Annotated in this window: 15 protein-coding genes; 13 read left to right on the top strand and 2 right to left on the bottom strand. The window is 69.6% G+C overall.

Going from position 1 to position 21,864, the window contains the following annotated elements:
* Nucleotide 1 precedes the first annotated feature (1 nt).
* Both ICN82_RS15545 and ICN82_RS15540 read right to left on the bottom strand, forming a co-directional pair.
* Nucleotides 2–5,479 (bottom strand): glutamate synthase-related protein, encoded by a 5,478-nt coding sequence (locus tag ICN82_RS15545; RefSeq protein ID WP_193184451.1) that lies wholly within the window; start codon nucleotides 5,477–5,479, stop codon nucleotides 2–4.
* A 575-nt stretch (nucleotides 5,480–6,054) separates the two neighbouring features.
* Nucleotides 6,055–7,221, bottom strand: coding sequence for a methyltransferase domain-containing protein (locus ICN82_RS15540; protein WP_193184449.1), 1,167 nt, complete (start codon nucleotides 7,219–7,221; stop codon nucleotides 6,055–6,057).
* Nucleotides 7,222–7,404: 183 nt separating this feature from the next.
* Between ICN82_RS15540 and tssA the strand changes: the two genes are divergently transcribed.
* From tssA to ICN82_RS21365, 13 genes are all read left to right on the top strand, one after another.
* Entirely contained in the window at nucleotides 7,405–8,439 is a 1,035-nt protein-coding gene (gene tssA, locus ICN82_RS15535; RefSeq protein WP_193184447.1) for a type VI secretion system protein TssA, read from the top strand.
* A gap of 192 nt (nucleotides 8,440–8,631) precedes the next feature.
* The gene (tssB, locus tag ICN82_RS15530; protein WP_193184445.1) at nucleotides 8,632–9,135 is read left to right on the top strand and encodes a type VI secretion system contractile sheath small subunit; all 504 of its coding nucleotides are present in this window, start codon (nucleotides 8,632–8,634) and stop codon (nucleotides 9,133–9,135) included.
* Between the two features lie 3 nt (nucleotides 9,136–9,138).
* The gene (gene tssC, locus ICN82_RS15525) at nucleotides 9,139–10,632 is read left to right on the top strand and encodes a type VI secretion system contractile sheath large subunit (RefSeq protein ID WP_193184443.1); all 1,494 of its coding nucleotides are present in this window, start codon (nucleotides 9,139–9,141) and stop codon (nucleotides 10,630–10,632) included.
* A 95-nt stretch (nucleotides 10,633–10,727) separates the two neighbouring features.
* A complete protein-coding gene (locus tag ICN82_RS15520; RefSeq protein ID WP_193184441.1) occupies nucleotides 10,728–11,213 on the top strand; it encodes an Hcp family type VI secretion system effector in 486 nt (161 codons plus the stop codon).
* Between the two features lie 73 nt (nucleotides 11,214–11,286).
* Complete coding sequence (locus tag ICN82_RS15515) at nucleotides 11,287–12,102, top strand: type VI secretion system accessory protein TagJ (protein ID WP_193184439.1); 816 nt, start codon at nucleotides 11,287–11,289, stop codon at nucleotides 12,100–12,102.
* Nucleotides 12,095–12,592, top strand: a complete 498-nt coding sequence (gene tssE / locus ICN82_RS15510; protein WP_193184437.1) for a type VI secretion system baseplate subunit TssE — start codon at nucleotides 12,095–12,097, stop codon at nucleotides 12,590–12,592. The genes ICN82_RS15515 and tssE overlap by 8 nt, the downstream gene beginning before the upstream one ends.
* A 3-nt stretch (nucleotides 12,593–12,595) precedes the next feature.
* On the top strand, nucleotides 12,596–14,485 hold the full coding sequence (gene tssF, locus ICN82_RS15505; RefSeq protein WP_193184435.1) for a type VI secretion system baseplate subunit TssF: 1,890 nt from the start codon (nucleotides 12,596–12,598) through the stop codon (nucleotides 14,483–14,485).
* Nucleotides 14,449–15,483 (top strand): type VI secretion system baseplate subunit TssG, encoded by a 1,035-nt coding sequence (tssG, locus tag ICN82_RS15500; RefSeq protein ID WP_193184433.1) that lies wholly within the window; start codon nucleotides 14,449–14,451, stop codon nucleotides 15,481–15,483. Before tssF ends, tssG begins: the two co-directional genes overlap by 37 nt.
* Before the next feature lie 10 nt (nucleotides 15,484–15,493).
* Nucleotides 15,494–18,244 (top strand): type VI secretion system ATPase TssH, encoded by a 2,751-nt coding sequence (tssH, locus tag ICN82_RS15495; RefSeq protein ID WP_193184431.1) that lies wholly within the window; start codon nucleotides 15,494–15,496, stop codon nucleotides 18,242–18,244.
* A gap of 81 nt (nucleotides 18,245–18,325) precedes the next feature.
* Nucleotides 18,326–20,383 (top strand): type VI secretion system Vgr family protein, encoded by a 2,058-nt coding sequence (locus ICN82_RS15490; protein ID WP_193184429.1) that lies wholly within the window; start codon nucleotides 18,326–18,328, stop codon nucleotides 20,381–20,383.
* Between the two features lie 7 nt (nucleotides 20,384–20,390).
* Nucleotides 20,391–20,984 carry a DUF6931 family protein gene (locus tag ICN82_RS15485; RefSeq protein WP_193184427.1) on the top strand — a complete coding sequence of 198 codons (594 nt, stop codon included), beginning with the start codon at nucleotides 20,391–20,393 and terminating at the stop codon, nucleotides 20,982–20,984.
* A gap of 3 nt (nucleotides 20,985–20,987) precedes the next feature.
* The gene (locus ICN82_RS15480; protein ID WP_193184425.1) at nucleotides 20,988–21,281 is read left to right on the top strand and encodes a PAAR domain-containing protein; all 294 of its coding nucleotides are present in this window, start codon (nucleotides 20,988–20,990) and stop codon (nucleotides 21,279–21,281) included.
* Nucleotides 21,282–21,285: 4 nt separating this feature from the next.
* On the top strand, nucleotides 21,286–21,864 hold a 579-nt coding region (locus ICN82_RS21365; protein ID WP_226898525.1), incomplete at its 3' end, for an FHA domain-containing protein.

The following is a 21,864-nucleotide window of genomic DNA, read 5'->3' as shown; positions in this document are numbered from 1 at the left end:
CTTACTCCGCCGCAATGCGTGCCATGAGGTCCGGCAGGGCCGCGCCTGCAAACATCTCGTCAAAGCTCGGGATGGTGCCGAGCGCGCTTCGGTTCTTGCCGTCCTGATGCAGGATCCAGGCATAGGTGCCGGGGCTGTCCATGCTCAGGATGTTGCGCATCGACAGCGCCTTCTTGAAATCCGCCAGCCGCTTGTTCGCGACCAGCGTGGCCAGCCCGGCCTGGTCGTAACCGGCGATCGCGGTGCGGGCATGTTTGGCCAGGGCCGTCATCAGCGCGAAATCCTCGGTGAGGACCAGGTTGCGCGCGGTCTTGTCGATGGCGCCCTGGCCGGCGGTCTTGCCCGCGCGCTTGCGCGCGATCTGCTGCGCCGCCTCGAGCACGGTGTAGCTGTTGAGCAGCCGGAACATCTCGGGCGTGTCGGTCTCGCCATAGGCGGGCAGGGCGCCGCGATGCACCGGGCGGGCGCGCTTCCACGCGCGCTTGAGTTCGGCCACCTGATGGGCGGCCAGCGCGGTCGAGAGTTCCTCGGTCAGCTCCTTGGCGGTCTTCGCCGCAAGGATCGCGTCCGCGTCCTGATATTGCAGCAGCGCCTTGGGCATGACCCAGGCCATCTGCGGCAGCACCTCGTCCCAGCGCCCGGCGATCTCCTGCGCGCGCGCCGAGCCCGTCGCCTCGATGTGCCAGTCCAGCAGCTGGCGCACGGCGGCGCGGTGGATTGCGGCCTGCTCCGAGCCATCTGCGAGGGTGCCCATGAACACCGAATCGTGGCTGATCATCCCCGGCAGCCGCCCTTGCGGGTCGTATTGATAGGCGAAGCCGCCGGACATGCCGTTGCCGAAGCCCTTGGAAAAGCCGCCAAGGTTCAGGATCGCGCCGTTGGTCATGTATTCGGCGCAGAAATCCCCCACGCCCTCGACCACCGCCGTCGCGCCGGAATTGCGCACGGCAAAGCGGTCGCCTGCCTGCCCCTCGACGAAAAGCCGTCCCCCGGTCGCGCCGAACAGGGCGAAATTGCCGATCAGCACGTTCTCGCCGTCGCCCCGGCCGCCGCCGAGCGGGGCGCGCACGATGATCTCGCCGCCGCAGGCCGCCTTGCCGACGCCGTCATTGCAGGTGCCGGTATGGTCCATCACCATGCCGTCGTTGCAGAAGGCGGCATAGCTCTGCCCGGCCGAGCCCTGGGTCGCCACCGTCACCGCGCGATGATCCAGATAGCGCCGGCCGCGCCCGTCCTCGAAGGCGGCGGCGGGGCGCCGGGCGAGCTGGTGGTTGAGCATCCGCTCGATGTCGATGGCAAGCTGGCCGCCGACCGACTTGTTGCGGTTGTTCAGGGGCGCGTTGGGGCGCAGGGTGATCGCCGTCTCGCCGCCCTCGATCAGCCGCGCCTGCACCTGTTCGAGCAGCGCGTCGTCGACGGCGTAATCGCGTTCGAGATAGACCGGATCCTGCATCGGGTTTTCGGGGATGTATTGCAGCATCGCGCGCAGGTTCAGCTGTCCGACGGAGGAGGGATGATCCAGCAGGTGCAGAAGATCCGCCCGCCCGCGCGCCTCGCGCAGCGAGGACAGCCCCAGATCGGCGAGGATCTCGCGCACCTCATGGGCGATGTTCAGCAGATACTGCGCCAGCGCGCGGGGATCGCCGTCGAAGGCTTCGGGATTGGTGGTCAGCCCCGCCGGGCACTTGATGTTGCAGTTCTTCGCCATGACGCATTTGAGCATCATCAGCGCGGTGGTGCCGAATTCGAAGCTGTCGCCGCCCAGGAGCGCGGCCTTCACCACGTCCGATCCGGTCTGCATCGCGCCCGAGCAGCGCAGGGAGACCTTCTGCCGGATGCGGTTGGCCACAAGCGCCTGATGCACCTCGGCGATGCCGATCTCGGCGGCGCGGCCGGTATATTTCAGCGAGGTGACCGACGCCGCCCCGGTGCCGCCGGTGGAGCCTGCCACGTTGATCACGTCCGCCCCCGCCTTGGCGACGCCGACGGCGATGGTGCCGATGCCCTCGGAGGAGACCAGCTTGACGATGACCCGCACCCGCGCCGCCTTGGCGTCGTGGATCAGCTGGCCGAGGTCTTCGATGGAATAGGTGTCGTGATGCGGCGGCGGCGAGATCAGCTCGACCCCCGGCGTGCCGCCGCGGGCGGCGGCGATCTCGACCGTCACCTTGGGCGCGGGAAGCTGGCCGCCCTCGCCGGGCTTGGCGCCCTGGCCGATCTTGATCTCGATCTCGGACAGGTTCGGCTCTGCCAGATAGCCCGCCCAGACCCCGAAGCGCCCCGAGGCGAACTGCTTGATCCGGCTGGCGCGGATGGTGCCATAGCGCGAGATGTGCTCGCCGCCCTCGCCGGAATTGGACATGCCGCCGACCATGTTGGTGCCATGCGCCACCGCCTCATGGGCCGAGGCCACCAGCGCGCCGTGCGACATGGCGCCCGAGGCAAGCGTCGGGGTGATCTCGGAGGCGGGCTGCACCTCGTCCAGCGGGAGGCGCTGGGGCGCGGGGCGGATGCGCGAGATGTAATCCAGCGCCATGCCCTTCGCCGCGATCTTCAGCTCGCCGCCCTGGATGTGATGCCCCTCGATATCGGCGCCGAAGCGCTGCACCAGCGTCTGGCGCAGCGCGTCGAGCCGCCCGATATCCAGCGCCTTCGGCCCGGTCAGCGCCATCAGGAACTGCCCTTCGCCAAGATCGACCACATCGAGGCCGCGGATCACGAAGGTCGGGGTGCCCGCGCGGTTGAACAGCATCATCTCGCGCTTGATGTCGGCCACCTTGTCCAGAAAGGTGATATCCGCCGGGAAGGCCAGCACATCGCGCAGCGCGGCGGGGCGGCGGGCGCGTTCCTCGGCCATCATCCGGCTGAAATCGCGATAGCCCGGCGTGATCGCGAAACCGTCGATCTGCGCCTTGGTCAGCCGGTCGAAGCTGGTATTGACATAGCCCTCGTCGGAGATGCCGAACGCGTCGTCCATCTGCCGCAGGGTCAGAAGGCGCAGCGGGTCGATCTCGTCGCCGCCCCGGTCGAAGGCGATCTTCTCCTCGGTCAGGTCGACGAAGCCGCGCACCGCCGTCACGCCATAGCTGTGGCCGGCGCCCTCGGCGCGTTCCTTGAACAGGCCCAGCATGGGGATATCGGCCTCCGAGGTCACCGTCAGGGCGCGGGCGTGCCAGTCGGCCACCGATTGCGCGATGGTGGCAAAGCGCACCCCGCCCACTGGCGTCTTCATGTTGGGGAAGTAGCGGCGCAGCACGCGGTCGCCGGTATCGAGGAAATTCGGCTCGAAGAATTCGCCGCCCGAATAGCTTTCGACCGTGCAGAGCCCGACCTTGCCCATGGTCTTCATCAGCGCCTTTTCGGCGGCCTTGCGGAATTTCAGGAAGGCCGTGGTGCACTCCGGCGTCTCGCCGCCATTCAGTTCCTCGGCCCGCATCCGCACGCCCAGCGGATAGACCGCCGCCGCCCCGAAGCCGAGCGCGCAGGCGATGTGATGCGACGAGCAGATCTGCCCGCATTCCACCACCAGCGACACCTTGAACCGCAGCCCCTCCTCGATCAGCTTCTGGTTGATCGCCGAGACCGCAAGGGTCATCGGCAGCGGCGCAAGGGCGCGGCTGGTGTGCCGGTCGGTGACGATGGCGATGCCGCCGGTGTCGCGGGCAAAGCGCGCCACATCGGCCGCGAGCCGGTCGAAGGCTGCCTCCAGCGCGGCCTCATTCGCCGCCGCATCGTCGAGGACCGGCTGATAGAGCATGTCGAACCGCGCCCAGGGGGTCGCCGTCTGCGCCTTGATCTTCAGCACGTCGGCCATGCGCAGCACCGGGCTGTCGATGACGATCTGGGGGTGGCGCGCCTGCCCAAGATGGGGCTTTTCGCCGAGGCTCACGCGCAGGGTCATGCCATCCGCCTCGCGGATGGAATCCAGCGGCGGGTTCGTCACCTGCGCGAAACGCTGGCTGAAATACTTCGCCACGCCGCCCTCGTTATCCGACAGCGCATTGATCGCATTGCCATAGCCCATGGCCGAAACCTTCTCGACCCCGGTCTGAAGCATCGGGTCCATCAGGAAGCGGAAGCTTTCCTGGTTGAGCGTATAGGCGACATAGCGGGCGGCCCGGTTGAAATCGCCCTCGTAGCGGTCGGCGGCCTGCCCGGGATCGGCCTCGGGCTCGGGCAGATCGTCCAGATGGGTGCGCGCGGCCAGCAGGAGGGCGGCATAGTCCTTCTGCGCTGCCAGCGTCTCCAGCGCCTCGCGCGTCTCGACGATGCGCTTTGCCCCGTGATCGTAATAGATCATGCCGCCCGCCTCGACCCGGCCCCGGCGGGTGACGGTCTCGGGCGGGAAGCTGATCTGCCCGGCCTCGGACATCACCGCAAGATAGTCATCCGTCTCGACCGAGCGCAGCGGGCGCAGGCCGAGCCGGTCGAGACGCGCGCCGATGATCTCGCCATTGCCGAAGACAAGCGCGGCAGGCCCGTCATTCTTCTCCTCGTAGAGCGAGAAATATTCCAGCATGTCGCGCACGGGCCGGGACAGGCGGGTGTCATTCTCCCAGGCGGGGGGCATCATCGCGACCACCGCCGCCACCAGGTCGAGCCCTTCGTCATAGACCCGGCCATTGAGCGTCTGGTCCAGACGGCACGAATCCGACTGGCCGCGCGGGCGCACGATGGCGGTGTTGCGGGCAAGGGCGATGGCCGCCTCGGACAGGCGGTTCTTCTTGTCGGTGTTCAGCTCGCCGTTATGCGCCATGAGGCGGAAGGGCTGCGCCATGGTCGGATGCGGGTCGGTGTTGGTGGAGAACCGCGTGTGGAAATACATGGTGTGCACGGCATGATCCGGGTCGGACAGATCGCCGAAATAGGGGATGATCTCCCACGAGTTCAGCCGCCCCTTGAACACCTGCGTGCGCCGCGACAGCGACAGCGGATAAAGCCCGTCAAGCTCGGGCACGGTATAGGCGACCGCCTCGATGTCCAGCAGCGCGCGATGGATGCGGGCGTCGAGCGCCTGGCCCTCCAGCCCCTCGGGCGCGGCGAAGATCCATTGCTCGATGGGCAGCTGCCATTTCACCGCGCGCGGCCCGATCGCCGCGTCATTGACCGGCAGGGCGCGGCGGGCGAGGATCTCGAATCCGTGCCCGTCCAGCACCTGCGTCACCAGCGCCTCGGCGCGCGGACGCTGCGCGGCATCGGCGGGCAGGAAGAAGTTGCCGACCCCGAAGCGGCCGGGCTTCAGCTTGCGCCCGGTATGTTTCGAGAAGAACGCCACCGACAGATCGACGCTGATCCCCGCCCCGTCGCCCACCCCTTCGGAGGACATGCCGCCCCGGTGCGGCACGGCGCAGAGCGCCTCGTGCCCCCTGACCAGAACGTCATTGGTCTGGACCCCGTCCTTGCGGGTGAGAAACCCGACACCGCAGGAGGAGTGTTCGAGCTGGGGGTCGTAGAGGGAGGGGGCAGAGAGATGGTGCAATCGGACAGTCCTTGCAGAGGCGCGCGCAAGACCCGGTGTGGCAGAAGGGCCATCGGGAGCAGCGATATTTGCGATATGCGGGGGCTGGCTAATACGCGACTTTTACAGTCAGGAATTGGCTTGTGGCGGTCTTTATGTGATTTTCCGCGCCGGATCAAGCTTGGCTTGCGCTGGCTTTGCTCGGCTCATGTCGCAGCACGCGCCGCCTGTGGCGCGGGACGCATGGCCCGCAGATGGCGGCTGCGGCGAGGGCGATGGCGAAGAAACATGCCTCGGGCGGTTGCGGCACCATTGCCGCCTGCAGCTTGTGCGCCGGCATGCACAGCAGCCGGCGAAATTCGCGAGGCAGTCGGCAGGCCCGGCTGCGGCCGAGGCGGAGGGCGGCTCCGGGGTCCTGACCGCGCGGGAGCGGAGCTGGATCGCGCTGCCGCTGCCGGGCCTGTCCGTGTCCGGCGGCGCGCGGCGGGCGTGCCGTCCGGAGTCCCGCTGGCCGCCGCGCGGTTTCGCGAGGACGTGGCGCTTGGGGCCGCAGAGGTGCTCGAGGCCGGGTTCGGCCTGCCTGAGCGGCGCCCGGCTCAGCCATTGGGATCGCCGTGGCGCGGCCCGGCGGCGAGACCCGGTTCATGGCCGCGCAGCCGCGAGGCGCGCACCAGCGGGTCCCAGACCAGCGGCACGTTGCCGTCGCTGTCCAGCGGCAGGCCGGTGCCGATCGCCTCGGCCGCGCGGCGCAGCCGGTCCGCCCGGCGCGCATCGGCCCCGGCCAGCCAGACATGTCCCGCGACATGCGCGCAGCCCAGATCGGCGGCGCGGGTGGCGAAGATCCGGTAGGGCGCCACCAGCAGCGTGCCGGGCCGGGCCCCGGCCGCGATCCGGGCCTCCAGCCGCGCCAGGGTGGCGTCGTCGCGCATCGGGCGGAAGAAATACAGCACGTCGAAATCGCCGTATCCCGCAAAGCTCAGCGCGTCGCCCTCGATCACCCGGCAGCGGTCATGCGGCAGTCCGGCGAACAGGCCGCGCGCCCGCGCGGCATAGCCGGGATCGTATTCCAGCCCGGCGCATCGGTCGAAATAGGGCGCGGCCGAGATCACCTTCAGCCCCGCGCCGCAGCCGATATCGAGAAACCGCATCGGCCGGCCCGGCCGCGCCGCGATCAGGCAGCGCCGCGCGGCATGCATCTCGCGCAGGAACAGGCTCTGGGCTAGCGGGATGTCGGCAAAGCAGCCATGCTCGCGCGCGGCGGGATCCTGCTCCTCCTCGTTGAGCAGGGCATGCAGCTGCGCGAAGAGCCGGTCGGAGACCCGTTCGCGCATGGCCGCCACCGGCGGCAGCCTGTCGGGATCGTCGATCAGCGGCTGGCGGCGATGGCGGACCTGCGGGCGCAGCATCGCGTCGATGACCGGCCAGCGGTTCAGTTCCAGCCGCAGCTGGTTGACCGGCATCCCCAGCTGCGCCCAGGCGCGGGCGGCCTCCGCCCCGGCCGCGCGATCCCCGGCCGCCGCTTCAAGATCCTCTGCGCGCAGCCTGCCGCCATCGGCCAGGAGCCGGTGTCCGTCATGCACCAGCCGCGCGGTCTCCAGCAGCAGCAGATTCAGCCGCGCGGCATCGACCTTGCGCCCCGGCCCGAGGATTTCGCAGATCTTGCGGGCGTTTTCGGTTATTGTCTCCCTAAGGGATACAATGTCGGCGCGCATGCGGGCCGCGCCTTCGGCCTTGCCCGGCGGTCCGGCGTGATCTGGGGTCATCTGCATCCTCCCTGCTGGGCCCCTGCGTCCCGACAGGGTCCCGCTTTGCTCTTGCGGGAAATCTGACGCTGGGGCAAGATCGCCTCACCTTGGCGACCTGAATACATGTATCTTAGTATTGTTTCCGGTTCAGTGCCCAAAGTCACAGTCAGTCCCGGACGAATCCAGTAGACGAACATCACCATGCCAGTACTCGACCTTCTCACCGCCTTCTCCGACGCGGCGCCCAGCGGCCCGAACCCGGAATATGACGAGGATTTCCAGGCGCTGGAGCGCGCCGCCCGCCCCGGGGAGGAACGCCAGGCGGGAAACGAGATCCTCGCGGCGACGGAACCCGACCACCGCGACGTGGCGCTGCGCGCGACGCAGGTGCTGGAACGCTGCCACGATCTGCGGGCGGCGGTCCTGTTCACCCATGCCGCTGCGATGACGCGCGGGTTCGAGGGGCTCGCCGAGGGCACGGATTACCTGCGCGGCGCGCTGGAGCAGTTCTGGGACAGCTGCCATCCGCCGCTGGACCCGGACGATCCCGATGATGTGGCGGGCTACCGGATCAACGCGCTGGCCGGGCTTGCGGACGGGATGACGGTGCTGCGCGCGGTCCGCCTCGCGCCGCTGACGCTCTCCTCGGCCTTCGGGCGCGTGACCCTGCCGGATCTCGAGATCGCCGAGGGCGAACGCGAGGCCCCCGAGGGCGGCGCGGCCTTCGCCGATCCGGCGGCGGTCGCGGCGGCCTTCCGCGATACCGATCCTGCGGCGCTGTCGGCCATCGCCGCCGCCGCCCGCCGGGCGCTGGAGAACGTGCGCGCCATAGAGGCGGTGTTCGACGCCCGGGTGCCGGGGCAGGGGCCGGATCTGGCGCCGCTGACGCGGCTTCTCTTCAAGGCTGTGCAGCGGCTGGAGGAGGAAGCCGGCGCCGGGGATCCGCAGGAGGCGCCCGGGGCGGAGGCGGAGGGTGCGGCGGTTCCGGGCGCGGACGCCCCGGCGGCGGCGCGCCGCCCGGCCGGGGCGATCAGCACGCCCGCCGATGTCCGCCAGGCGCTGGACCGGATCCTCGAATATTACCGCAGGCACGAACCCTCCAGCCCGCTGCCCATCCTGCTGGAGCGGGCGCGGCGCCTGATCGGCGCGGATTTCGTCACCATCATGAAGGACATGGCCCCGCTGGGGGTCGAGAATGTCTATCTCATCGGCGGCATCGAGGATGCCGAAGAATAAATTTTGAACCCCCCCGGGGACTGCGGCGACCCATGGGGGACGGCCATGACGGCCGTTCCGGACGTGCCGGACGGTTTCCGCAGACCCGGATGTTTTTTTGAACCGGCGCCGGGGCCGGGACGACGACCAGATAACAGCAGTTCATTTGGCTCCATCCCGGAGCTGCGGTGAAAGCCAGTCAGGGAGAACAGGATGGGAAGTTCGCAGAAATTCATTGCCCGCAACCGGGCGCCGCGCGTTCAGATCGAATATGACGTGGAGCTCTACGGTGCGGAGAAGAAGGTCCAGCTGCCCTTCGTGATGGGCGTCATGGCCGATCTCGCGGGCAAGTCGGAGGTCGCCCAGCCGGGCATCGCCGACCGCAAGTTCCTTGAAATCGATGTCGACAATTTCGACGACCGCATGAAGGCGATGAAGCCCCGGGCGCAGTTCACGGTGCAGAATTCGCTGACCGGCGAAGGCAACCTGTCGGTGGATCTGACCTTCGAGAGCATGGACGATTTCTCGCCCGCCGCCATCGCGCGGAAGGTGGAGCCGCTGCGCGAATTGCTGGAGGCGCGCGAGTCGCTGTCGAACCTGCTGTCCTACATGGACGGCAAGCCCGGCGCCGAGGAGCTGCTGTCGGAGGCGATCCACAATCCCGAATTGCTGAAATCGCTGGCCGCGGCCGCGAAGCCCGCCGAAGGGGAGGACTGAGCCATGGCCGAGGAGGCAACCCAGACCCAGGCGGCCGGTGCCGCAGGCGCGGTGGCGGAGTCGGATTTCGCGTCGCTGCTGCAGAAGGAATTCCGCCCCCGCACCGATGCGGCGCAATCCGCCATCGAGGGCGCGGTCAAGACCCTGGCGGCGCAGGCGCTGGAGAATGCCGCGCTGATCTCGGATGACGTCCTGACCTCGATCGAGAGCATGATCGCCGGGATCGACGCCAAGCTGAGCGAACAGATGAGCCTGGTGCTGCATAACGAGGAGTTCCAGAAGCTGGAAAGCGCCTGGCGCGGCCTGCATCACCTGGTGAACAACACCGAAACCGACGAGATGCTGAAGATCCGCGTGCTCAACATCTCCAAGAAGGACCTGCACAAGACGCTCAAGAAGTTCAAGGGCACGGCCTGGGACCAGTCGCCCATCTTCAAGAAGCTGTACGAAGAGGAATACGGACAGTTTGGCGGCGAACCCTATGGCTGCCTGGTGGGGGATTACTACTTCGACCAGAGCCCGCCGGACGTGGAATTGCTGGGCGAGATCGCCAAGGTCTCGGCGGCGATGCATTCGCCCTTCATCACCGGGGCGGAACCGTCGCTGCTGCAATTCGACAGCTGGCAGGAAATGGCCAATCCCCGCGACCTGGCCAAGATCACCTCGACGCCCGAATATGCCGGCTGGAACGCGCTGCGCGAAAGCGAGGACAGCAAGTATGTGGGCCTCGCCATGCCGCGCTTCCTCGGGCGGCAGCCCTATGGCGCGAAATCCGACCCGGTGGAGGAATTCGCCTTCGAGGAGGACACGTCCGGCGCGACCTCCGACAAGTTCGCCTGGGTGAATGCCGCCTATGCGATGGCGGTGAACATCAACCGGTCCTTCAAGGAATACGGCTGGTGCTCGCGCATCCGCGGGGTTGAATCGGGCGGCGCGGTGGAGAACCTGCCGACCCATACCTTCCCCACCGACGATGGCGGGGTGGACATGAAATGCCCCACGGAAATCGCCATTTCCGACCGGCGCGAGGCCGAGCTGGCGCGGCTGGGGCTGATGCCGCTGGTGCATCGCAAGAACACCAACCTGGCCGCCTTCATCGGCGCGCAGTCGCTGCACCGCCCGGCCGAATACGACGACCCGGACGCGACCGCCAATGCCAAGCTGGGCGCGCGGCTGCCCTATCTCTTCGCGACCTGCCGCTTCGCGCATTACCTCAAATGCATGGTCCGCGACAAGGTCGGCTCCTTCAAGAGCCGGGACGACATGCAGCGCTGGCTGCAGAAATGGATCGAGCAATACGTCGACTATTCCTCCTCGGTCTCCTCCGAGGAAGAGAAGGCGCGCAAGCCCCTGGCCTCCGCCGAGGTGCTGGTGCAGGAGGACGAGGCGAACCCGGGCTATTACAAGTCCCAGTTCTTCCTGCGCCCCCATTACCAGCTCGAAGGTCTCTCCGTGTCGCTGCGGCTGGTTTCCAAGCTGCCCTCCGAGAAGACCTGAGCGATCCCCGTCCGGGCGGCGAGGAGGCCGGCCGGATCCGTTTTTCCAGACCCATCGGGCACGCGATGCCCCAGCATTTCTGAAGGAGAGCCATCATGGCCGTAGACATGTTCCTCAATATCGAGGGCGAAATCGAGGGCGAGTCCCAGGACAAGGACCACGCCAAGGAAATCGACGTGCTTGCCTGGTCCTGGGGGCTCAGCCAGTCCGGCAGCTTCCATCACGGCGGCGGCGGCGGCTCGGGCAAGGCCAGCTTCCAGGATATCTCGGTCACCAAGTGGATCGACAATTCCTCGGCCGTCCTGGCGCTCTACTGCGCCAATGGCGACCATTTCAAGAAAGCGGTGCTGACGGTGCGCAAGGCGGGCAAGAAGCCGCTGGAATACCTCATCATCACCATGACCGACGTGCTGGTCACCTCGGTCTCCACCGGCGGGTCCGGCGGCGAGGACAAGCTGACCGAGAACGTCACCTTCAACTTCCGCGATGTCGAGGTGAAATACACCGAGCAGAAGAAGGACGGCACCGGCGGCACGCCGAAGGAGTTCAAGTGGAACATCGCCGAGAACGCGCCGAAGTGAGCTGAGGCGCAGGCGGCCGGGGCCCGTGTCCCGGCCGCGATCCTTCCCGAATTCCCCAGCAGGAGCCGCGACCGTGACGACAGCCCTCGCCGATGCCGAGACCCTGGTGCGCAACGGAGACCTGGGCGCGGGCCTGACCGCGCTGCAGGCCGCCATCCGGGCCGCGCCTGCCGATGCGCGGCTGCGCATCTTCCTGTTCCAGCTTCTGTGCCTGACCGGCGACTGGAGCCGCGCGCTGGCCCAGGCGCGGCTGGCGGCGCAGATGGATGCCGCCGCGCTGCCGATGGCGCAGGCCTACCGCGAGGCGATCCTGTGCGAGGTCTTCCGCGAGAAGGTCTTCGCCGGCGAGAAGCAGCCCCTGGTCCTCGGCGCGCCCGGCGGCTGGATCGCGACCCTGATCGAGGCGCTGCGCCCGCTGGCCGCGGGCGATGCCGCCGCCGCGGCGGCGCTGCGCGACACCGCCTTCGCGGCCGCGCCTGCCAGCCCGGGCCGCCTGAACGGCGCGCCTTTCGCTTGGATCGCCGATGCCGACAGCCGCCTCGGCCCGGTGCTGGAGGCGGTGGTCAACGGCAAGTATTACTGGCTGCCCTTCGCCGCCATCCGCCGGATCGCGGCGGAGCCCCCGGCCGATCTGCGCGATGCGGTCTGGATGCCCTGCCAGATCACCCTGGAAGCGGGCGGCGACTGCCCGGCCTTCCTTCCCGCGCGCTATCCCGGCACCGCCGCGGCGGGCAGCGATGCCGAAAGGCTGGCGCGCGCCACGCGCTGGCAGGAGGCGGGGGACGGGACCTGGACCGGCACCGGCCAGCGGATGCTGGCCACCGACACGGGCGAGTTCCCCCTGCTGGAGCTGCGCCTGCTGGAGATCGGGGAGGCCGCAGATGAGTGACCGCCGCCTTCAGGACCGGCTCCAGCCCTCGCTTCTGGACCGGCTGACCGATGATGCCCCCGGCCAGCGCACCGAGCCGCGCGGCGCCCGCGCGATCGATGCCCGCCGCCTGCGCGACATCATCCAGCGCGACCTGGGCTGGCTCCTGAACACCTGCAATCTCGATGACCAGCTCGATGGCGCGGCCCATCCCCATGCCGCCGCCTCGGTGCTGAATTACGGGGTGGCGGATGTGGCGGGCAATTTCTCGGTCAGCGCCCGCGCCGAGATGATCCGCGACGCGATCCGCCGCGCCATCGCCACTTTCGAGCCGCGCATCGATCCCGCCACGCTGGAGGTGATCCTGCGCAGCGAGGAGAATGCCCGCCGCACGGTCATCAGCTATGACATCCGGGCCGACATGTGGGCGCAGCCGCTGCCGCTGAGCCTGTACTTGCGCTCCGAGGTCGACCTGACCACCGGCACGCTCGAACTCGACGCGGTGGGCTGAGACATGGACAGCCGCCTTCTGCGCCACTACGAGACGGAACTGGCCTATCTGCGCGAGATGGGCGCCGAATTCGCCGAGGCCTATCCCAAGATCGCCGGGCGGCTGGGGATGGAGGGGACCGAGGTTCTCGACCCCTATGTGGAACGTCTGCTGGAGGGATCGGCCTTCCTCGCGGCGCGGGTCCAGCTGGAGCTGGAGCTGCAATATCCCGCCTTCGCCGCGCATCTCTTCGAGATCGTGCATCCGCAATTCCTGGCGCCGGTGCCCTCGATGATGGTGGCGCAATTCGTCCCCGACATGGAGAATGCCGCCCTGGGCGATGGGCATCTGCTGGCCCGCGGCAGCCGGTTGACGGCGCGCCCGGCCGAGGGCAGCACGACGCGCTGCGAGTTCCGCACCTCGCAGGACGTGACGCTGTGGCCGGTCAGGATCGCCGAGGCGGAGTATGTCGAGGGGCGGGGCGCGCTGGTGGCGGCGGGGCTGGCCCTGCCGGGCGGGCCGGGGCAGGGCGCGCGCGCGGCGATCCGGCTGCGGCTGGAACGCCATGGCGGCGCGCCCCTGGCGGGGCTGAGCCTGGACCGGCTGCCGCTCTATGTCGCCGGGACGGAGGCCGCCGCCTGGATGCTCTACGAGTTGCTGGCCAACGAGGTTTGCGCCGTGGCGGGCCGTTCGGCCGATCCGCAGGCCGACTGGGTCCAGCCGCTGCCTGCCGCGGCCGCGCGGCCGATGGGCTTCGCGCCCGGGGAGGCGCTCCTGCCGCTGCCGGATCGCAGCTTCGACGGGTTCCGCCTGATCCGCGAGTATTTCGCCATGCCGCGGCGGTTCCGCTTCCTCGAGCTGCAGGGCCTGGCCCCGGCCATCGGCCGCGCCGCCGGCAGCGCGGTCGATATCTACCTGCTGCTGTCGCATGGCAACGCGGCGGCGGAGGGGATGCTGCGCCCCGAGACATTCGCGCCCTATTGCAGCCCGGCGATCAACCTCTTCGAGCGCCGCTGCGACCGGGTGCAGATCAGCCGCTCCGATGTCGAGCAGCATGTCGTGGTGGACCGCACCGCGCCGCTGGATCACGAGATCCACGCGGTCACCTCGGTCAAGGGCTTCGGCAGCGACGGCGCCGCCGGGACCGAGTTCCTGCCCTTTTTCGCGGCCGGCGGCTTCACCCCGCTGCGCGCGGGCGGGCCCGCCTATTACACCCAGAGGCGCCGGGTCCGGGTCCGCGGCCGCGGCGAGGCGCTGCGCGGTGCACGGTCCTCCTACGCGGGCACGGAGCTCTATCTGGACCTCGTCGATGCCGCCGCCGCGCCCTGGCCTGCCGATCTCGCCCAGCTTGCGGTGCGCGCGCTGGTCAGCAATCGCGACCTGCCGCTGCTGCTGGCGACGGGGGGCAGCGGCATCTTCCAGCTGGCCGATGGCGGGCCGGTCGCGGAGATCGCCACGCCGGTCCCGCCCACCCGGCCGCGCCCGGGCGTGCAGGATGGCGACACCGCCTGGCGGCTGATCTCGCAGCTGAGCCTGAACTACCTGTCGCTGGTCGATACCGAGGGCGGGACGGCGGCGGATGCGCTGCGCGAGATGCTGGGACTGCACGCGCCGCAGGGGGACCGGGTGCTGGCACGCCAGCTGGAGGGCATCCTGCGCGTCGCCGCCCGGCCCTGCGCGCGGCGGATGGTCGACGAGGTGCTGTCGACCGCGGTGCGCGGGCTGGAGATCGAGCTGACCTGCGACGAGAGCTTCTTCGAGGGCTCCAGCGCCTATCTGCTGGGCGCCGTGCTGGAGCGGTTCCTCGCCCGCTACGTCACCATGAACAGTTTCACCGAAACCGTGCTGCGCACGGAAACCAGAGGAGAGGTGGCCCGATGGCGCCCGAGAGCAGGGAAGGCGCGGCTGATCTGACGCATTACGCGCAATTCGCCGACGACCCCCGATCCTATCACATCCTTCTTGCGCTGCGTCTCCTGGAGGCCCGGCTGCAGGCGCAGGCGCCGCTGGGGCGCACGCGGCTGCCCTCGCAGGACGGTCTGCGGCTGGGGCAGGATCCGGAACTGGCCTTTCCGGCCTCCGCGATCTCGGGCTTCGTGCCCGCCGCCGAGGGCCGCCCGGCGCAGCTGCGCAACCTTGCCTTCGGCTTCTGGGGGCCGCAGGGGCCGCTGCCGCTGCACCTGACCGAATATGCCCGCGAAAGGCTGCGCGATCACCGCGACCCGACGCTGGCGGCCTTTGCCGACATGCTGACGCACCGGATGATGAGCCTGTTCTACCGCGCCTGGGCCGAGGCGCAGCCCGCCCCGGGGATGGATCGGGGCACCGGGGGCGGCGGGTTCGAGGCCCGCGTGGCCGCCATCGCGGGCGTCGCGGGGCGGGCCATGGCAGGGCGCGATGCCCTGCCCGACCTGGCGCGGCGCCATTTCGCGGGGCTGCTGTCGCAGGGACCGAAGAATGCCGAGGGGCTGCGCCAGCTTCTGGCGGCGCAGTTCGGCGCCGGTGTCGAGGTGGAGGAATTCCGCGGCTCCTGGCTGGAGCTGTCCCGGGATGACCGCTGGCAGATGGGCCGGGCGGGGCTGGGCCGCGGCACGGTGATCGGCAGCCGCGTCTGGAGCCGCAGCGCCAAGATCCGCATCCGCCTGGGGCCGCTGGACCTGGCCGGGTATTGCCGGATGCTGCCGGGGGGCGACACCCTGGCGCAGCTGGCCGCGGCGGTGCGCAGCTTTGCCGGGCTGGCGCTGGATTTCGACCTGAACCTGGTGCTGCGGCGGGAGGATGTCCCGCGCGCCTGCCTGGGGCGGGAGACCCGGCTCGGCCAGACAAGCTGGCTGGGGCGGCGGCGGGCCGGCGGCGATGCCGGCGACCTGGTTCTGGCGCCGCCCGCGGCAGCGCCCATCGGTGCGATCTAGGGAGGATATCATGGCGGAAATCAGCAGGGCCGCGCTGTTCGGCAAGCTCAACAGCCTCGGCTACAAGTCGATCGACGAGGCGACGGTCTTCTGCAAGCTCAGGGGCAATCCCTATGTCGAGCTGGCGCATTGGCTGTTCCAGATCCTGCAGCAGCCCGACAGCGACCTGCACCGGATCCTCGCCCGCTTCCGGCTCGACGACGCGGTGCTGGCGCGCGACATGACCGCGGCGCTGGACCGGCTGCCGCGCGGCGCCGCCTCGATCAGCGATCTCAGCGCCCATATCGAGGAGGCGGTGCAATGGGGCTGGCTCTACGGCTCGCTGCAATTTGGCACCGATCACGTGCGCAGCGGCCATCTGGTCATCGGCATGATGAAGACCCCCGCGCTGCGCAGCATCCTTCTGGGGATCAGCCGCGAATTCGCCAAGATCCGGGTCGAGGACCTGGTCGAGGAATTCGCCGCGATCACCGCCGGATCGCCCGAGGACAGCCTGCGCGCGCAGGACGGGTCGGGCCGCGGCACCGATCCGGGGGCGGCAACGGGGGCGATGCCCGCCGCGCAGCTGGGCCGCGAGGAGGCGCTGGCGCGGTTCTGCACCGACATGACGCAGCAGGCGCGCGACGGCCGGATCGACCGGATCACCGGGCGCGATGCCGAGATCCGCCAGATCGTCGACATCCTGATGCGCCGCCGCCAGAACAACCCGATCCTCACCGGCGAGGCGGGGGTGGGCAAGACCGCGGTGGTCGAGGGCTTCGCGCTGCGCATCGCGCGGGGCGACGTGCCGCCCGCGCTGAAGGAGGCGCGGCTCTTGTCGCTGGATGTCGGGCTGCTGCAGGCCGGGGCGTCAATGAAGGGCGAGTTCGAGAACCGCCTGCGCCAGGTGATCGAGGAGGTCCAGGCCAGCCCCGTGCCGATCATCCTGTTCGTCGACGAGACCCATACGCTGGTGGGGGCCGGCGGCGCGGCGGGCACGGGCGACGCGGCGAACCTCTTGAAGCCCGCCCTGGCGCGCGGCACGCTGAGGACCATCGGCGCGACCACCTGGGCGGAATACAAGAAGCATATCGAGAAGGACCCGGCCCTGACCCGGCGGTTCCAGGTCGTGCAGGTGGAGGAGCCGGGCATCGAGCAGGCGGTGCTGATGATGCGCGGCATCGCCTCGATGCTGGAGAGCCACCACAAGGTGCAGATCCTCGATGCGGGTCTGGAGGCGGCGGTCGCCCTGTCGGCGCGCTATATCCCGGCGCGGCAGCTGCCCGACAAGTCGGTCAGCGTGCTCGACACCGCCTGCGCCCGCGTCGCGGTCAGCCAGCATGCGGTGCCGGCCGAGGTGGATGATGCGCGCAAGCGGCTGGAGGCCTTCGCGACCGAACTGGAGATCATCGCGCGCGACGAGAGCGTCGGCGAGGATGTGGAGGCGCGCCGCGCCGCGATCCGGCGGGCCGAGGCGGAGGAGGCGGCGCGGCTGGAGGTGCTGGAATCCCGCTGGGAGGCGGAGAAGGACGTTGTGGCGCGCATCCTCGATCTGCGCGCGAGGCTGCGCGAGGGGGGGGCGGCCGTCGATGGCGCGGCGGCGTCCGGAAGCACTGCCCCCGGCTCTGGCGAGACCGCGCCGGAGGCTGCGGAGGGCGGCGACATCGTCGGCAACGGCTTGGCCGGGCCGGATCGCGCGGCGGCGCTGGCCGCTCTGCGGGCGGCCAATGCCGAGCTGGCGGCGCTGCAGGACGAGACCCCGCTGATCCTGCCGATCGTCGATGCCCAGGCGGTGGCCGCGGTGATCGGCGACTGGACCAGCATTCCCGTGGGGCGGATGATGCGCGACGAGATGCAGACGGTCCTGGATCTGGACAGTCACCTGGCGAAACGCGTCATCGGCCAGGATCACGCGATGGAGATGATCGCCAAGCGCATCCAGACCAGCCGCGCGGGGCTCGACAACCCGTCGAAGCCGATCGGCGTCTTCATGCTGGCGGGCACGTCGGGCGTCGGCAAGACCGAGACCGCGCTGGCCCTGGCCGAGGTGCTCTATGGCGGCGAGCAGAACGTCATCACCATCAACATGAGCGAATACCAGGAGGCGCATACGGTTTCGAGCCTCAAGGGCGCGCCGCCGGGCTATGTCGGCTATGGCGAGGGCGGGGTGCTGACCGAGGCGGTGCGGCGCAAACCCTATTCGGTGGTGCTGCTCGACGAGGTCGAGAAGGCTCATCCCGACGTGCACGAGCTGTTCTTCCAGGTCTTCGACAAGGGGGTGATGGAGGATGGCGAAGGCCGCCGGATCGATTTCCGCAACACGCTGATCCTGCTGACCTCGAATGTCGGCTCCGAGCTGATCATGGACATGTGCGCCGATCCCGACCTGATGCCGGAACCCGAGGGCATCGCCAAGGCGCTGCGCGAGCCGATGCTGAAGGTATTCCCGGCGGCGCTCTTGGGCCGGATCGTGACGATCCCCTACTACCCGCTGAGCCCCGCCATGCTGGGCCAGATCACCCGGCTGCAGCTGGAGCGGATCCGGCGCCGCGTCGAGGCCACCCATGGCGTGCCCTTCACCTGTTCGGACGCGGTGGTGGAGGCCATCGTCGCGCGCTGCCGGGAACTGGACTCGGGCGGGCGCATGATCGATGCTATCGTGACGAACACGATGCTGCCCGAGATCAGCCGCGCCTTCCTGATGCGGATGATCGCCGGGGAGAAGGTCGCCCGCGTGGCCATCGACGTCGATGCCGGCGCCTTCAGCTATGATTTCGACTAGGCCCCTCCACCGGGCCCGGCGCCGCGCGCGCCCCGCCCCCGCACCCTGCCGACAGCCCGTAACAGGCGGAAAGGACGTCCCATGCCCGCAGCGACGACGCAGCCCATGACCATGACCGGCCCGCTGGGCGCCGCGGCGATCCCGGTGGCGCTGGTGATGACCGAGGCGCTGGGACGGCTCAGCGAGATGCGCCTCGATTTCGTCCATCCCGACAAGGGGGTGACGCTGGCCGATCTGGTGGGACGGCCGGTGGGGGTGACGCTGCATCGCAGCCAGGGCCCCGACAAGCAGTTCAGCGGCCATGTCATCTCCGCCGAGGCGCTTGGCAGCCACCAGGGGCATGCGCTCTACCGGCTGGAGCTGCGGCCCTGGCTGTGGTTCCTCGGGCGCCGCAGCGACTGCCGGATCTTCCAGGAGAAGACCGCGCTGGAGATCATCAGGGAGGTGATCGCGGAATACGGGTTCTCGGGCGAGCTGATCGACCGCACCTCCGAGACCTTCCGCACCCGGACGATCTGCGTGCAGTACCGGGAGAGCGACCTGGATTTCGTCTCCCGCCTGATGGAGGAGGAGGGGATCTACTACTTCTTCGAGCACGAGACCGCGGGGACGAGACTGGTTCTCGCCGACAGCGCCGCGGCCCATGCCCCGGTCCCGGCCGCCTTGCCCCTGGCATTCCGCGACGTGACGACCACGACCCAGTCCGACCATGTCTATGCCTGGAACGAGGCGGAGACCGCGCCCCCCGGCAAGGTGACGCTGGCGGATTTCGACTTCGAGAAGCCGCGCGCCGACCTGACGGCGCTCAAGGCGATCCCGAAAGGCCGGCACGCGCTGAAGGATCTGGAGATCTACGACTATCCCGGCCTCTACGCCGAGACCGGCGACGGCGACCGCTATGCCAAGGTGAAGATGGAAAGCCGGGCCTGCGAACACGCCACCTATGCGGGAGGCACCAATGTCGCGGCCCTCACCTGCGGCGGCACGCTGACGCTGGAGCGCCACGAGCGCAGCGCGCCCTCCGAGGATTTCCTGGTGACCGGCCTGACCCATACCGTCATCGCCGCGCGGAAATTCGATCCGACCGCCGCCAGCGGCATCGGCGCGGGGCGACGCATCCTGCGCGCGGGCGGCAATCCCGACGAGGACCATGTCGACGTGCAGCTGCGCGCCCTGCCCAGGTCGGTGCCCTTCCGCTCCGCCCAGGTCACGCCGCGCCCGGCCATTGCCGGGGTGCAGACCGCCATCGTCACCGGCCCCGCGGGCGAGGAGATCCATACCGACAGATACGGCCGCATCCGCATCCGGTTCCACTGGGACCGGCTGGGCCGCGCGGACGAGACCGCCACCTGCTGGGTGCGCCACATGACGCCCTGGTCGGGCCGCGGCTGGGGCATGATCCATGTGCCGCGCATCGGCCAGGAGGTGGTGGTGCAGTTCGAGGAGGGCGATCCCGACCGGCCGCTGGTGACGGGGATGCTGTACAATGCCGACACGATGCCGCCTTGGGCGCTGGACGGGGCCAAGACCCAGTCCGGCATCCGCACCAATTCCACCAAGGGCGGCGGCGGCTTCAACGAGCTGATGTTCGAGGACCGCAAGGGCGAGGAGCAGGTGCGCCTCCAGGCAGAGCGGGATTTCACCCAGATCGTCAAGAACGACGCCACCATCACCATAGGCGCCGAGAAGAAGGACAAGGGCGACATGACCCTGACGGTGCAGAACAACCTGACCGAGACCGTCACCGAGGGCAACCACGCCTTCACCGTGGCCAGGGGCGACCAGACCATGGAGGTCAGCCAGGGCAAGCAGACCGAGACCGTGCAGGGCAATGTCGCGCTGACGGTCCGGCAGGGCAATGTCACCCGCGACGTGAAGGCGGGCAACATGACGACGACGCTGGGGGCGGGGAATTACGCGCTGAAATGCAGCGCGGGCAAGATCGCGGAGGAGGCGATGCAGAGCATCGAGATGAAGGTCGGGCCCAGCTCGATCAAGATCGATCCCTCGGGGGTGACGATCAAGGGGCCGATGATCAAGATCCAGGCCTCCGCGATGCTGGAGGCGAAATCGCCGATGACCCAGGTGAAGGGCGACGGGCTCCTGATCCTCAAGGGCGGCATGACGCTGATCAACTGAGGCGGGAATGATGACAGGGCGTTTCGACGAATTGACCAAGATCCCCGCGGAACCGGCGATGCGGCTGCTGGCGGGGGCGAATGCGCGGCTGGCCGTGCGGCTGCCGCTGCCGGCCACGGCCGGGGTGGGGCAGGTTCTGGACGGGCTGGCGGCGGCGGGCGGATATGTCGACATGCTGCGGCTGCTGTCGGTGGCGCTGCCCGGGCGCGAACGGGTCTGGTGGGCCTGTCTGGCCGGGCGCGATCTCTGTGCCGGGGCGGAGCCGCCGCGCACGCTGGCGGCGGCCGAGGCCTGGGTGTTCCGCCCCGGCGAGGAGACGCTGGCCGCCGTGGCCCAGGCGCTGGAGGCCGCCCCGCCCGAGGATGACCTGTCGCTTTGCGCGCTGGCGGCGCTTTATGCCGACGGGCGGCTGGGCGGCGGCCACCTGGCCGAGATGGCGGCGCCGCCGGGCGGGGCGGCGGCGGCGGCGTTCGGGGTCAATGTCATGGCGCTGGAATGCCACGGACCGGACCTGGCGGCGGCGGCGGATGTGCTGATCGACCGGGCGGCGGATATCGCGCGCGGCGGTTCGGGCCGCGGCGTCCCGGCAAGGGAGGGCTGAGCGATGCCGCCCCAGTCCCGCCTGAGCGACCCCCATGCCGGGCCCTGCACCATGGGCGCGCCCAGCCCGATCCTGCCGCCCTGCGCGATGACGGTGATCGTCTGCGGGCTGCCGGCCGCGCGCGTCACCGACATGACCATGTCGATCACGCCCCCCGCGCCGCCGGTGCCGCATCCGATCGCCAAGGGCTCGATGACGGTGATGATCCAGAAACTGCCCGCCGCGCGGATGGGCGATCTCTGCGCAATGGGCGGCACGATCATCATGGGCGCGCCCACCGTGATCACGGGGGGCTGAGGCGATGGCAGTGACCGTCAGGTTCCAGTCCACCGGCACCGTGCCGGGCGAGGGCCGCCCGGTGCGGATGAGCGGCGGGTCGCTGACCATCGGGCGCGGCGCCGAGAACGACCTGGTGCTGCCCGATCCCGACCGGGTCGTGTCCAAGCGCCACTGCGTCCTGGAGGAGCGCGCGGGCGGCGTGGTGGCCTTCGATCTCTCGACCAACGGCACCTTCCTCAATTACGGCAAGGTGCCCCTGGGCAAGGAGGCGGCACTGCTGCAGGATGGCGACATCCTGTGCATCGGCAGCTACGAGCTGGTGATCGATCTTGCGGCCGTCATTCCCGGGCCGCCGGCCGCCGCCCCGGCAACGGCGGCCCCGGCAGCGGAGACGGGGGTCGGGCTGCCCGGCGCGGAGGAGGATTTCCTCGATGACCTGCTGGGGCCCCCCGCCGCCCCGGCGGGCCATGCGGCCTTGGACAGGCCGGGCCCCGGCGACGGCGGGGAAGAGGCGATCCTGCCGCCGCTGGAGGAGGCGGATTTCCTGTCCCCGCCGCCTGCGCCCGCCGCCCCCGCCCAGCCGCAGCATGGCGAGGCCGCC

This window comes from Mangrovicoccus algicola (assembly GCF_014903745.1).
GTDB lineage: Bacteria > Pseudomonadota > Alphaproteobacteria > Rhodobacterales > Rhodobacteraceae > Mangrovicoccus > Mangrovicoccus algicola.
This window is presented reverse-complemented; position numbering and strand designations above follow the sequence as displayed.

Bases quoted from the DNA above. Each gene is read 5' to 3' on its own strand.
- tssG (WP_193184433.1), top strand. From the start codon at position 14,449: ATGGCGCCCGAGAGCAGGGAAGGCGCGGCTGATCTGACGCATTACGCG.
- ICN82_RS15480 (WP_193184425.1), top strand. From the start codon at position 20,988: ATGCCGCCCCAGTCCCGCCTGAGCGACCCCCATGCCGGGCCCTGCACC.
- ICN82_RS15540 (WP_193184449.1), bottom strand. From the start codon at position 7,221: ATGACCCCAGATCACGCCGGACCGCCGGGCAAGGCCGAAGGCGCGGCC.
- tssH (WP_193184431.1), top strand. From the start codon at position 15,494: ATGGCGGAAATCAGCAGGGCCGCGCTGTTCGGCAAGCTCAACAGCCTC.
- ICN82_RS15490 (WP_193184429.1), top strand. From the start codon at position 18,326: ATGCCCGCAGCGACGACGCAGCCCATGACCATGACCGGCCCGCTGGGC.
- tssE (WP_193184437.1), top strand. From the start codon at position 12,095: ATGAGTGACCGCCGCCTTCAGGACCGGCTCCAGCCCTCGCTTCTGGAC.
- ICN82_RS15485 (WP_193184427.1), top strand. From the start codon at position 20,391: ATGATGACAGGGCGTTTCGACGAATTGACCAAGATCCCCGCGGAACCG.
- tssA (WP_193184447.1), top strand. From the start codon at position 7,405: ATGCCAGTACTCGACCTTCTCACCGCCTTCTCCGACGCGGCGCCCAGC.
- tssC (WP_193184443.1), top strand. From the start codon at position 9,139: ATGGCCGAGGAGGCAACCCAGACCCAGGCGGCCGGTGCCGCAGGCGCG.
- ICN82_RS15520 (WP_193184441.1), top strand. From the start codon at position 10,728: ATGGCCGTAGACATGTTCCTCAATATCGAGGGCGAAATCGAGGGCGAG.
- tssF (WP_193184435.1), top strand. From the start codon at position 12,596: ATGGACAGCCGCCTTCTGCGCCACTACGAGACGGAACTGGCCTATCTG.
- tssB (WP_193184445.1), top strand. From the start codon at position 8,632: ATGGGAAGTTCGCAGAAATTCATTGCCCGCAACCGGGCGCCGCGCGTT.